The sequence below is a fragment of the Rahnella bruchi genome, assembly GCF_003614975.1.
Classification (GTDB): Bacteria; Pseudomonadota; Gammaproteobacteria; order Enterobacterales; family Enterobacteriaceae; genus Rahnella; species Rahnella bruchi.
Genome location: NZ_QZWI01000011.1, coordinates 96,956 through 109,404, shown reverse-complemented (window position 1 = coordinate 109,404; position 12,449 = coordinate 96,956). Strand labels below are relative to the sequence as shown.

Genomic DNA, 12,449 nt, shown 5'->3' with positions numbered 1-12,449 from the left:
CTGTCAGAGAATGCGAATAGTGAATGCGAGGAAATCATCGCATAATTTTTAACGCGATGAATCCCTCGCATTTTAGTCAAGCACGCCGATGTGCTCAATCTGATACAGGAAACTTTTAAGATGACTATCAGCACACTGATGACGACAAAAAATACCCTGTCCAGCGCCCCGATGGCGCCTTTACTTGACCGCCTGTTCAGCGAAGCCAGCACGGCGACCGGTTTTAATTTCTCGCAGATCCCAGAAAGCGATACCACGCGCATGATGCACAGCAAAACGGAATATCTGGATTTGTACGGTTTGCTGAAGGACATGTGGCTGCCGGTTTCCCGCGATACCGGCAAACTGCTTTACATGCTGACCCGCAGTTCTAAGGCAACGTCGGTGGTGGAATTCGGCACCTCATTTGGCCTGTCGACACTCCATCTGGCCGCCGCTCTGCGTGATAATGGCGGTGGCCGGTTGATCACCAGCGAGTTCGAACCGGCGAAAGTCGCGAAAGCCCGTGAGCATTTGCAGGAAGGCGGCGTGGCAGATTTAGTGGAAGTCCGCGCCGGGGATGCGCTGCAAACGCTGGCGGTTAATCTGCCAGAGACAATCGACCTGCTGGTGCTCGACGGTGCCAAAGCGCTGTATGACGACATTCTACAACTGCTCGAAAGCCGTTTCCGGCCGGGCACGCTGATTGTCGCGGACGACGCCAGTTATAATCAGGTGTATCTGGACCACGTGCGGTCACCTGCAAACGGCTATCTTTCCGTGGCTTTTGGCGATGATGTGGAAGTGTCAGTCCGTCTGGGTTAAATGAGTAGTAAAACTTTGACACTGCGCGTTGTAAAATGGCGGCTGAATGCGGTATCCTGCATTCATCATTTTACATACTGTATGTAAATACAGTATCAGGAGCGAATCATGGCTGTTGAAACAAAGTTTGTTGTCGTCAGAAAAGGTGAAGAAAAAATGACTTTTGCCAATAAGAAAGAAGCGGACGCTTACGACAAAATGCTCGATATGGCAGATGCTTTTACCGACTGGCTGTTGCAGAGCGAACTGGAAATTGATGAATCGCTGGCAGAAAACATTGCCCTTCGCCTGGCTGAGCAAAAAGATACCGTTCAGCACATCTTGCGCACCAGCAAGCTGCCGGAAGAAGAAACAGCGAAAGCCCCTGTCGTGCAGACTGAAGAACCGGTTGTGACTGAAGCCGTGATTGAAGAAGAATCAGCGGAAGAAATTACTGAAGAAATCGCAGCTGCGCCAGCCCCTAAAAAGGCGCGTGCTGTTAAAGCGGCCTGATCCGCTTTCTGCTCTTTATAAAAAAACCGGCTTATCAGGCCGGTTTTTTGTTGTCCTGCAGGAAGCAAAAAACGCTTATTTGTGTTGTTTAGCGAACTCTTCTTTGGCTTTCTTCAGTTGCTGCTGGAAAGCGTCGTTGGTATGCAGCGTAGCTACAACGGCAGAACCGACGATACGCGCCGCATCCACATCACTCTGCCAGTGGTATCCGCAAATCACGCGGCTCTGGCCTAAATCATAACCGCGCTGAAGGATCTGATCCTGACGTTGCGGGTTGATTTCAGTCAGCACTAATGCCGTCGCCCAGCCGATAGAAGTATGACCGGAAGGATAAGAGCCGTTTTTAGAAAGCTTATCCTGCTCCGTGGTGTTACACGTTGGGACGCCGTAGAACGCAAACGGGCGGATACGCATGTACTTCTCTTTTGCACCACGCGTCGCAAGATCCCCTGCATCTTCAATCATATTGGTCAGCAGTTTGTGTAGCTCCGGCGTGTCTTTGGCGGTGATTGGCGAACCAAACGCGCCGGAGAAGGCATTCGCCACACCGCCACCGCTCAGGTTCGCATCTTCAGCTGCCTGCTTGCCGCGTTCGGTTGAACGCAACAGACGACCCTGTTCATACATCGCCTGATCATTAAGGAATGCAATGCTGCCCACCGCCGGTGGTGGTGGCAACAGGGTCAGGCTGTTGATGGCCTGATCGTTCTTTAAATAGTAGAGGTCCGGTTTGGTGGTGGCATCGTTGCCGGTCAGGGCAAACGCATTAAATGAAACAAGTCCCGCGAGGCAAAAAGTAGTCAGTCTTTTCATGTCAGCTTCCTTACATGCAGCTATTTTATTTTCATTACGAAATCACTTTCGTAACATTTCCCAACGTTGGGTAGTAAAACAAAATATGTGACAGAAAGTTGGTATGAGATCTCAAAACGGGAAATTGATAGAAAGCATGAATGCTTTACGGCTAAAAAGTGGGCTTTTTGATGGAATGCTGTAATGCGCGACGAAATTTGGTACAACATTTTCTTCGCCCATCCGTCCCGTCCTCCGACATAAGGAGATTGCCATGTCAGATAAATTATCCGCTCAATGCCATTGTGGTGCCGTCGCGTTTAAGGTCGCACTGACCGACGGGTTTAATGGCGTGCTGCGCTGCAACTGCTCATTTTGCCGTATGCGCGGCGCGGTAGTGGTTACAGCGGGTGAAATTGAAATCACCCAAGGCAAGGATAAGCTGACGGAATACCGCTTTAATACCGGCGAAGCAGTACACTTTTTCTGCTCAGTGTGTGGCATTTATACCTTCCACCAACGGCGCTCCAATCCTGAGTGTTATGGCGTCAATGTCGCCTGTATCGAAAGCTTCTCGCCCTTCGATTTTTCACCCGTGCCGGTCAGCGATGGCATCAACCATCCTAAAGATGGCGGGAAGGGCGGCGTGGCCGGTTATATCATCTACGAATCCACATCCTCCCAACCCAAAAACTAAAAACGATTTCTGACGCATAAGGAAACGCAATGAACTCCGAAACGGCTTACGCACTGACCTCTGTTCCGGCACCGGCCATTTACCGGCAAGTGCCCACATCGGTATTGTCCGACGACACCATGAAATCCCGCCTGAACAGTATCCTGAGCGCCATGCAGAGCGAGGGTTTATCGTCGCTGGTGATTTATGCCGATAAAGAACACGGCGGTAATTTCGAATATCTTTCAGGTTTTATCCCGCGTTTTGAAGAAGCGTTGCTGGTAGTCAACGCCGACGGCAAACTGACTTACATTATGGGCAACGAAAACCTGAAACTGGTGCCGCACGCCCGTAACAGTGGAACCTGTCTGCATGCCCCGGTGTTTTCCCTGCCAAATCAGCCAATGAAACACCCTCAGCCGCTGGAAAATCTGCTGGCGACGGCGGGAGTGCAAGTATCACAGACCACCGGCGTCGCGGGCTGGAAGTTGTTCCGTTTAGATCCCGAATCCGATAAATACAGCTTTGATGTTCCGGCGTTTATTCTGGATGCCGTGCGTATTGCAGCCGGAGGCAAAGAAAACGTGGTGAACGCCACCGGCCTGTTTATCGCGCCAGAAAATGGCTCGAGGTGCATTAATAACGCCAATGAAGTCGCGTTTTATGAGTACGGCGCAAATCTGGCGTCGTCCTGTCTGCTGGGCGCACTCGACGCGATTGCACCCGGTAAAACTGAGAAGGAAATCGGTCAGTTGCTGGCGGGTGACGGTCAGCAGAATAATGTGATTATGATTGCCGCGACCGGTGACCGGTTTGCTCACGCGAATCTTTATCCCTCGGACAAAATCATCCGTCACGGTGACAAATTCTCACTGACCGTCGGCTACAAAGGGGGATTATCGAGCCGGGCCGCCTACGTCGTTGCCAGTGAGGATGAATTACCGGCAGACGTCGCGGACTGGCTGCCACGTCTGGCGATCCCTTATTATCATACGGTCGTGACCTGGCTGGAAAATCTGCATATCGGCATGCGTGGCGGCGATTTATACCGCTTAGTGCAAGAAACGCTTGAGCAGAAAACCTGGAACTGGCATCTCAATCCGGGGCATCTGGTCGCCGATGAGGAATGGCTGTGTTCACCGGTTTATCCGGATTCCGACGTGCCGCTGTCGAGCGGGATGCTGTTGCAGATAGATATTATCCCGTCGCTGCCCGGTTACGGCGGCAGCAGCATAGAGGATACCGTGGCGCTGGCAGATGAGAGGTTGCGCCGTGAGCTGGAAAGAGAGTATCCGCAGGTGTGGCAAAGGATGGTGGCGCGCAAAAAATACCTGGCTGAAGTCCTAAAAATCCGCCTTTCTGACGATGTGATTGTGCTTTCAAATACCGTGGGTTATCTGCGCCCGTTTTTACTCGATAAAACACGTGCGCTGGTGAAGGCCTGAAAGAAAGGGGGGGCAATGGCCTCCCCTGAACATGACGTCATCCGGCAGAGACCGGACTCAACCTCAAACTGTCAGACCGCTAACCATTTTTTCGCGTCCGCTTTCATTTTCGCTTCCAGTTCACTGCCACGGGTCGCAAATACGCGGCTAAGCGGGAAACCACTTTGTTCCAGCAGGTAAGCCAGCGCGGCATATTCACGGGGATATTTGGCGGCAATGCTGCTGTCAATTTCAACCGGCCCCAGCGGGAAGGTGAACGTGCCCATATCGTAGACGCTCTGACGGTGGAACAGTTTCCACTGGCCGTCTCTTTTTTCGGCCAGATCGTAGAAACGGTTGTGGCATTCACAGCCAACATTGAGTTTTACATTTTCAGCGATGATCATCGCATTGGTTTCAAGGATTGCTTTGTCGCCACGCTCGTTAAAGGTGACGACGGGTGCGCCAATCATGTGTTTCGTGCGCAAATCTGAAGCGCCCATGCGCATGGAACCATCGACAAAACCGCTCGCCAGCCCCTCATACCAGGTAATTTCAATGGTGCCGTCCGGATGGAACAGATTACGTAACTGTTCCCATTCAGCCAGGTCACGATGCATCCAGCCATTCATAAGGTCGTTCAGCGCCTGACGGTCTTGCAGTTGTTGGGTTTGCATTGGTTATTTCCTTTTACGTTGATGTGTTCAGTTTGGTCAAGAACCACGTTAAACTCAAATATATAGATTTGACTGAACAATCATTTTTAATGATGAATGAGGCAGTAATGGAACTCCGACACTTACGTTATTTCGTGGCTGTGGCAGAAGAAGGGCATTTTGGGCGCGCCGCCGAGCGACTCAATATCGTTCAGCCTGCGCTGAGCATGCAGATTAAAGCGCTGGAAACGGAGCTGGGCGGCCCGCTGTTTATCCGCACCAGCCGCCGTGTCGAGCTCACCGAAGCCGGAATACTGTTACTGGCCGAAGCCCGGCTGACGCTGGAACAGGTGGAACATACCCGTCTGGCCGTTGAACGCGCGATGCGCGGTGAGACAGGGCGCGTGCGGGTCGGATTTGCCGGAAACGCCATTTTCAGCGGTAAAATGATTGCCGATATACGTCGTTTTCGTAAAACCCATCCGGATGCAGAAATTATAATTCAGGAAATTGCGCCGCAGCAGCAGGTGGAAGCGATCCTCGCCGGACGCATTGATATCGGCTATACGCCCGATAACAGCACGACTGCGGATCCGCAAATCAGGGTACAGAAGGCCGGAAACTGGGAAATCATGATTGCCCTGTGTGACGATCATCTTCTTGCCGCGCATCCGCAACTCACGGTTGACATGCTCGCCGGTCAGCCGCTGGTGTTGTATGACGCGCACGATACCCATGAAAATCTGACGGTGGTTCTGGCGCAACAGCTGGGGGACAGCTTTCGCGTGGCACACCGGTCAAACAGCACGCTGAGCGTTCTGGCCATTGCCGCCGCCGGACTGGGGTTGGCGCTGATCCCCGCGCCCGTGCAACAGGTGAATATTCCCGGACTGGTTTACCGCAGCCTGAATGCACTAGAACTGACGGCGAATCTGGTGATGATCAGCCGCATGCAGGAACCGGGTAATGCGGTGACCGCATATTTGGCGATGGCAAACGTTAAAAGCTGAACCCTTGCCGTGAACGGTTATTTAATCTTTTTACCGTCCTGATTTACCACTTGCTCACCGTCTTCTTTGGTAAATGCTCCTTTCTGGGGATCTGGCAAAATGTCCAGCACCACTTCAGACGGGCGACACAGGCGTGTTCCCAATGGCGTCACCACAATCGGGCGGTTAATCAGAATGGGTTGCTGCAACATGAAACTCATCAGTTGCTCGTCGGTGAAGATATCCTCAGCCAGTCCCAGTTGTTCATAAGGCTCAACGTTCTTACGCAGCAACTCCCGTGCGGTAATCCCCATATCTGCAATCAGCTTAGCCAGTTCCTCGCGGGCTGGCGGCGTTTCCAGATACAAAATAACGGCCGGCTCAGTGCCGCTGTTGCGGATCATTTCCAGCGTATTACGGGACGTGCCGCAGGCCGGGTTGTGATAGATAGTCATCTTGCTCATATGGTATCTCATTAGAAAGTGACAGAGAGCCGCAACGCCAGCGCGGCCAGAGTGACGAATAGAACAGGAATAGTCATGACCATGCCCACCCGAAAGTAATATCCCCAAGTGATTTTGATATTTTTCTGCGACAAAACATGCAGCCACAGCAAAGTTGCCAGACTGCCAATCGGTGTAATTTTGGGCCCAAGATCGCTGCCTATCACATTGGCGTAAATCAGTGCCTGCCTGATGACGCCGGTCGCGGTGCTGCCATCAACAGACAGTGCGCCGATAAGAACCGTGGGCATATTGTTCATCACCGATGACAGAAAAGCCGAGAGGAAACCCGTTCCCAGAGTGGCTACCCATAATCCCTGATCTGAGAGATGATTTAACAGGGAGGAAAGATAGTGGGTCAGTCCGGCGTTGCGCAACCCGTAGACCACCAGATACATGCCCAGCGAGAAAATCACGATTTGCCACGGCGCGCCACGTATCACTTTACCGGTGTTAATGGCATGCCCTTTCTTTGCAACAGCCAGCAGAAGCAGGGCGCCAGCAGCGGCAACCAGACTGACCGGCACGCCCAGCGGCTCCAGAGCAAAAAATCCCACCAGCAGTAAAACCAGAACCACCCAGCCGGTTTTAAAGGTTCCGGTATCACGGATAGCGGCTTTCGGCTCTTTCAACAGCGCCACATCGTAAAAAGCAGGAATATCTTTGCGGAAAAACAGGTGCAACATCAACAATGTTGCCGCGATAGCCGCCAGATTGACCGGCACCATTACGGCGGCATATTCAGAGAATCCGAGTTTAAAGAAATCCGCGGACACGATATTGACCAGATTCGAGACAATCAGCGGCAGACTGGCAGCATCGGCAATAAACCCTGCGGCCATAACAAAAGCTAACGTTGCCCGCTGACTGAATCCGAGCGCCAGCAACATCGCAATAACGATGGGCGTCAGAATAAGCGCGGCACCATCATTAGCGAATAACGCAGCGACCATCGCGCCAAGCAGAACAATCCAGGTAAAGAGTAGTCGCCCCCGGCCATTGCCGAGGCGGGCAACATGCAGTGCCGCCCACTCAAAAAAACCTGATTCATCGAGCAACAGACTGATGATGATCACGGCGATAAAGGTCGCGGTCGCATTCCAGACAATCTGCCAGACAATCGGAATATCAGCCAGATGAACGACACCTGTCAGCAATGCCAGGCCTGCGCCCAGAGAAGCACTCCAGCCAATCCCCAGTCCCCGTGGTTGCCAGATAACCAGTATCAGAGTGAATACAAAAATGGTCCCTGCAAGTAACATCACAAACCCTCTTACACATTCATTTAAATGCATGTGTTTCTACAAGCTCAACAAGTAGCGGACGATGCGTTATCAAGTTTTTTGCGCACATTTTCTCTTTCACAATTCCACGCTGAATCAATAATGGCCGCAGCCCATGCAGGCATATGAGGTGACAACCGGTAATGCACCCATTTCCCTTCACGCCGGTCGATTACCAGTTCAGCCTCACGCAACATCGCCATGTGGCGTGATATTTTGGGCTGAGATTCTTCCGTTGCTGCACAGATATCGCAGACACACAACTCGCCGAATTCACGCAGCAGCATCACGATGGCCGAACGGGTTTCATCGGAAAGCAGTTTGAAAAGCTGAACTGGCTGTAGCATACATAACCTCGACATGAATTATTTATACATATGCTATTCCATATATGTTAGGTTTTAAAGCATAACTTACGAATCGGAGAATATTTATGACGCAGTTACCTGCAATCGAACCGGAATGCTTTGATGAGGCTATTGCCAGCAAACTTCAGCAGGGTGATGCAACCCAGCCGCGCATTCTGATCCTCTACGGATCAGTACGGGAACGCTCCTACAGCCGTTTTGCAGCTGAAGAAGCTGGGCGATTACTGACAGAAATGGGCGCAGAAGTGAAAATCTTTAATCCTTCCGGTTTGCCGCTGCCAGATGATGCGCCGGAAAGCCATCCCAAAGTGCTCGAGCTTCGTGATCTGGTCCGGTGGTGTGACGGAATGGTGTGGAGTTCTCCGGAAAGACATGGTGCCATGAGTTCAGTCATGAAGGCCCAGATCGACTGGATACCGTTGAGCGAAGGCGCAGTGCGTCCGTCACAGGGAAAAACGCTGGCCGTAATGCAGGTGAGTGGCGGGTCGCAATCATTCAATACGGTAAACCAGATGCGGATACTGGGTCGCTGGATGCGGATGTTCACTATTCCCAATCAATCATCAGTGCCAAAGGCATGGCAGGAATTTGACGATGAAGGGCACATGAAACCTTCGGCCTGGTACGACAGGATTGTGGATGTCACCGAGGAGTTGTTCAAAATTACATTGCTTCTGAAAGGCCACACCGCGTTTTTGGCCGACCGTTACAGCGAAAGGAAGGAAAGCCATCAGGCACTTTCTGAACGGGTTAATCAGGAAAAGATCTGAGTGGCTTGCATGCCTTAGGTCCCCGGTTTTCAAACCTGTGATGGTCACAACCGTCAATCTGGATCAGCTCGCCGGTACAGGGACGGCGGTAACGGGGCTGATGAATTTTTGGGCGGGGGTCGTCTGCAGGGGATCCAGAGTCCGGCTTTTATCATGAGGCGTCTGATGGTTTCCTTGCCAAGGATCAGACCATGAACGTCCTCGAGCTTTTCCCGTGCTAAAAGCCCTTGAAGCCTCGCTGGGCGGTCCGTTGCTGATTCGCACCAGTCGTCGGGTCGAACTGGTCGACGCCGGTAAGCATTTGCAGGCCGAAGCCATGCGTACATTGGAGCATATGGAGCATTATGAGTACCGGGAGGGTTATAATAGGGGGATGAATATAAATGGGATAGGAGCGAACAGGAAATAACAGAATAATTTCCTGCTATAAAATAATTAGTTCAAGCTGGATTTAGTGTTTTTATTAATCCAGTCAATTGCACCTGGAGTGCGAATCCAAGGTTTTATATTATTATTCACGTAAAAAATGGCTTCATCCATTCCACCTAACGTAATATATCCACTGTTAGACTTGGGCTGTAATCTGCACTTCGATAACAAGCCGGGGATGTGTCTATTAGAATTAATCGCAGCTTTAGCGATATCATCGGCATCTGGGGATAACTGCCGGTAGGCGAGGAGGGCGCGTGTATACTGAAGAAACGGGCGCATATCACCTGAATAATCATCCAGTAGCAAGGTCAGGTCATCCACCATTTCGAGTTCAAGGTAATAGTTCGCTAATAAATGACGAATCCCTTGGTTATCGCTAGGGTTGAGCTTAAGCATTTCGCGGTAATGAGCCATGGCCGGGTAGAAATTACCTGACTTCCATAAAGCATCAGCAAAAGCTGCTTTTGCTCTCATATATGGACGTGTTTCGACAAAACCCCAGAAATTGCCCGCGAATTCCTGAAAATCTTCGCCAAGTGCGATACTGGCAGCGTACAAAGCCGTTTCCAGATTACCAATTTTTGACTCAGGAGGCTCTTCAGATACCTCGCAGTAGAATGAATATGCGTCAGCACAAAGTGGGGATTTCTTGATAGCTTTTCTGATGAGTTTCAGCACAACTTCCAGGTCATCAGTTTCCCAGGCATCGAACATAAACTCCTGAGCCACAGCCAGATCCTGCTGTAATTGCTCGGAACTGACCGCATTTTTATATAAATCAACGCGCTTTTTAGTCGGGAATTTAATCATCTCAAGTATCCTTTTGGGTGCTACCCGGTACTTTGCAGCACTGATGGTCGATTCTACCGCTTTGAACTTGCCACAAACAAGCTCGGGTCTACCAGAACGAGGTTGATAGCCCGGATCTGTTCCTGGGCGTGCACCTGAGCCTTACGGCTGGGCGATTTTTTGCTTCCGGCTGTCGAGTCCTTCAGCTCCAGAAACTCGGGGTGCGGACGATTACTTGGACTCTCGGGAGAGAGTTAATGCATTCATATGAGGACAGGGTTCGGGCTGTTGAACTCTATTATCGATATGGCAAAAAAGCCTCTATGGTCATCAGAGAATTGGGATATCCATCCATGAAACAGCTCGGTCGCTGGGTGCGAATTTATGAAGAAACTGGCGACTTACCAAAAGGATTAAAATCGAGACAGCGATACTCACAGGCGCAAAAAATTGCTGCTGTGGAACATTACCTGACGCATGGTGGTTGTCTGGCGTTTACTCGGCGAGCCATCGGCTATCCCAGCGACGTATTACTTTAACGTTGGATTGAAGAAATATATCCAAACCGGCGCCCTCTGATTGTCCGCTCAAATACAAATAAATGCTTCAGTCAGGAAGAAAGAGCTCAAGCCGTCCGTGAGCTCTGCAACCGAAGCGGAATCGCCCTTAAAGTTGCTCAAAACATAGGCGTGAGCGTCCCGGTCCTGTACAAATGGAAGAAAGACCTGCTCGACGATGAGGCTTATCGATCCATGCGAAGACGTAAAACATCAACTCAGAATAAAAACCAGGATGCATTGCTTGATGAAATCACGCGGCTTAAACAGCAGGTTCATCAGTTGCAGCTTGAACGCGATATCCTGACAAAAGCGAATGAACTGATAAAAAAAGACATGGGCATCAGCGTCCTGACCCTGAAGAACAGGGAGAAAACCCAGATCGCTGATGCCCTTAAGGAAATCTATTCCGTCGCTGAACTGCTCTGTGTTCTGAAGCTTGCCCGGAGTTGCTATTTTTATCACAAAGCGAGCCAGCGTCTGAATGATAAGTACGCGGAAATACGCATAGCCATGGCAAAGATCTTTGAAGGAAATTATCGCTGCTATGGATACCGGCGTCTGCACGCGACGCTCCGAGAGAACAAGCTCTGCATCTCTGAAAAGGTTGTCCGCAGGCTAATGACTGAGGAGCAACTCGTCGTTAAGCGAGCCAGGCAACGACGATACAGCTCTTACTGCGGAGAAATAGGGCCGGCACCTGAAAATCTCCTTGCCAGAAATTTTCGATCCTGCAGCCCAAATGAGAAGTGGCTGACTGATATTGCTGAGTTCCACCTGCCAGCGGGCAAGGTCTATCTGTCGCCCGTAATCGACTGTTTTGATGGCAAAGTGGTGAGCTGGTCGATAGGAACACGTCCGGACGCAAAACTGGTGAATTGCATGCTCGACGACGCGCTCGATACGCTCAGAGAAAATGAAAAACCGGTGATACACAGCGACAGAGGCGGCCATTATCGATGGCCGGGTTGGTTGGATCGTATTAATGCATCGGGTCTTAAAAGGTCCATGTCGCGCAAAGGTTGCTCGTCGGATAACGCGGCGTGTGAAGGCTTCTTCGGGCGGGTCAAAAATGAAATGTATTATGGCAGAAACTGGGCGAGCACGACGCAGGAAGAATTTATCTGCTTTCTGGACAGGTACATACGCTGGTATAACGAGAAGCGAATTAAATTATCATTGGGTGCAATGAGTCCGGTGAAGTACCGGCAGCATCTGGGGATCACAACATAACCAGTCCAACAAAACATCCGCATCTCCTAAGCGGACATCTCAATTTAGCTACTACACATTCGGTGCGCATAATCATGATTATGTTAAATTGAATGCATCAATCAATGAGTTCATCATTCATACCCCATCCCACCAATCGCATATTGACTCATTCAGTATTGATTCAGTCGTATTGGCTGGCACAATGACCAACTCATAACTACCCTGAATAATCCGTACAGGATTGTATAAATCCAGAATAAATCACTGACAATCAAAGGCCCCCTATGAGCGAAGTAAAAATTGTTGCCACACTGACCCCGTTGCCCGAATTTATCGACACTATTAGAGATGCCGCATTGGCAATGGTTACTCCAACGCATCGTGAAGCAGGATGCTTGCAATATGATCTGCATGAAAGTCATGCTGTACCCGATGTACGTAACCTCGAAAATAAAGGTAAGGTGTCATTCGTATTTATCGAACGCTGGAAGTCTGAAGAAGATTTGAAAAAACACGTGGCAATGCCTTACCACGATGATTTTCTCGATATCCTGAACGGTAAACTGGAAACCCTAAACGTTCAGCGTCTAACACAGCTGTAATAATTCGCGCATCATTCACATCCCCTGTACAAAAATTCGACGCATTACCTGAACCAGGCATAAAAAAGGCAGCGACGGAAATCCCGATGCTGCCCTG

General features: G+C 50.5%; 13 protein-coding genes and 2 pseudogenes. 8 read left to right on the top strand and 7 right to left on the bottom strand.

Annotated elements, in window-relative coordinates:
- Positions 1-120: 120 nt before the first annotated feature.
- Together D5398_RS17790 and D5398_RS17785 are read left to right on the top strand one after the other, a co-directional pair.
- Complete coding sequence (locus D5398_RS17790; RefSeq protein WP_120508819.1) at positions 121-804, top strand: O-methyltransferase; 684 nt, start codon at positions 121-123, stop codon at positions 802-804.
- Positions 805-912: 108 nt separating this feature from the next.
- Complete coding sequence (locus D5398_RS17785) at positions 913-1,296, top strand: YebG family protein (protein ID WP_120508818.1); 384 nt, start codon at positions 913-915, stop codon at positions 1,294-1,296.
- A 75-nt stretch (positions 1,297-1,371) separates the two neighbouring features.
- Here the strand turns inward: D5398_RS17785 and phoC are convergent, their stop codons facing one another.
- Positions 1,372-2,109: an acid phosphatase PhoC gene (gene phoC, locus D5398_RS17780; protein ID WP_112286645.1), complete on the bottom strand. Its 738-nt coding sequence runs from the start codon at positions 2,107-2,109 to the stop codon at positions 1,372-1,374.
- A gap of 253 nt (positions 2,110-2,362) precedes the next feature.
- Here phoC and D5398_RS17775 point away from each other — a divergent pair, with 253 nt between their 5' ends.
- On the top strand, positions 2,363-2,785 hold the full coding sequence (locus D5398_RS17775) for a GFA family protein (protein WP_120508817.1): 423 nt from the start codon (positions 2,363-2,365) through the stop codon (positions 2,783-2,785).
- 29 nt (positions 2,786-2,814) lie between these two features.
- Entirely contained in the window at positions 2,815-4,209 is a 1,395-nt protein-coding gene (locus D5398_RS17770; protein ID WP_120508816.1) for a M24 family metallopeptidase, read from the top strand.
- Positions 4,210-4,280: 71 nt separating this feature from the next.
- On the opposite strand, the gene D5398_RS17765 is transcribed toward D5398_RS17770, so the two are convergent.
- Positions 4,281-4,865: a nuclear transport factor 2 family protein gene (locus D5398_RS17765; RefSeq protein ID WP_120508815.1), complete on the bottom strand. Its 585-nt coding sequence runs from the start codon at positions 4,863-4,865 to the stop codon at positions 4,281-4,283.
- 107 nt (positions 4,866-4,972) lie between these two features.
- Between D5398_RS17765 and D5398_RS17760 the strand changes: the two genes are divergently transcribed.
- Positions 4,973-5,854: a LysR substrate-binding domain-containing protein gene (locus tag D5398_RS17760; RefSeq protein WP_120508814.1), complete on the top strand. Its 882-nt coding sequence runs from the start codon at positions 4,973-4,975 to the stop codon at positions 5,852-5,854.
- A 17-nt stretch (positions 5,855-5,871) separates the two neighbouring features.
- On the opposite strand, the gene arsC is transcribed toward D5398_RS17760, so the two are convergent.
- Genes arsC through D5398_RS17745 form a run of 3 tightly spaced genes read right to left on the bottom strand, consistent with a single transcriptional unit; the run spans position 5,872 to position 7,966 of the window.
- On the bottom strand, positions 5,872-6,297 hold the full coding sequence (gene arsC, locus D5398_RS17755) for a glutaredoxin-dependent arsenate reductase (protein WP_120508813.1): 426 nt from the start codon (positions 6,295-6,297) through the stop codon (positions 5,872-5,874).
- 11 nt (positions 6,298-6,308) lie between these two features.
- Positions 6,309-7,598, bottom strand: a complete 1,290-nt coding sequence (locus D5398_RS17750; protein ID WP_120508812.1) for an arsenic transporter — start codon at positions 7,596-7,598, stop codon at positions 6,309-6,311.
- Between the two features lie 47 nt (positions 7,599-7,645).
- Positions 7,646-7,966, bottom strand: a complete 321-nt coding sequence (locus D5398_RS17745; RefSeq protein WP_120508811.1) for a metalloregulator ArsR/SmtB family transcription factor — start codon at positions 7,964-7,966, stop codon at positions 7,646-7,648.
- An 86-nt stretch (positions 7,967-8,052) separates the two neighbouring features.
- Between D5398_RS17745 and arsH the strand changes: the two genes are divergently transcribed.
- Positions 8,053-8,757, top strand: a complete 705-nt coding sequence (gene arsH / locus D5398_RS17740) for an arsenical resistance protein ArsH (protein WP_120508810.1) — start codon at positions 8,053-8,055, stop codon at positions 8,755-8,757.
- On the opposite strand, the pseudogene D5398_RS17735 reads toward arsH, so the two are convergent.
- Together D5398_RS17735 and D5398_RS17725 are read right to left on the bottom strand one after the other, a co-directional pair.
- A pseudogene (locus tag D5398_RS17735) lies at positions 8,756-9,041 on the bottom strand (ISNCY family transposase); the annotation flags it as partial. The gene arsH and the pseudogene D5398_RS17735 sit on opposite strands and share 2 nt — an antisense overlap.
- A 151-nt stretch (positions 9,042-9,192) precedes the next feature.
- Entirely contained in the window at positions 9,193-9,999 is an 807-nt protein-coding gene (locus D5398_RS17725; RefSeq protein WP_120508809.1) for a tetratricopeptide repeat protein, read from the bottom strand.
- A gap of 236 nt (positions 10,000-10,235) precedes the next feature.
- Between D5398_RS17725 and D5398_RS17720 the strand changes: the two are divergent.
- Together D5398_RS17720 and D5398_RS17715 are read left to right on the top strand one after the other, a co-directional pair.
- A pseudogene (locus D5398_RS17720) lies at positions 10,236-11,768 on the top strand (IS3 family transposase).
- Positions 11,769-12,034: 266 nt separating this feature from the next.
- On the top strand, positions 12,035-12,352 hold the full coding sequence (locus tag D5398_RS17715) for a putative quinol monooxygenase (protein ID WP_120508808.1): 318 nt from the start codon (positions 12,035-12,037) through the stop codon (positions 12,350-12,352).
- Positions 12,353-12,449 lie beyond the last annotated feature (97 nt).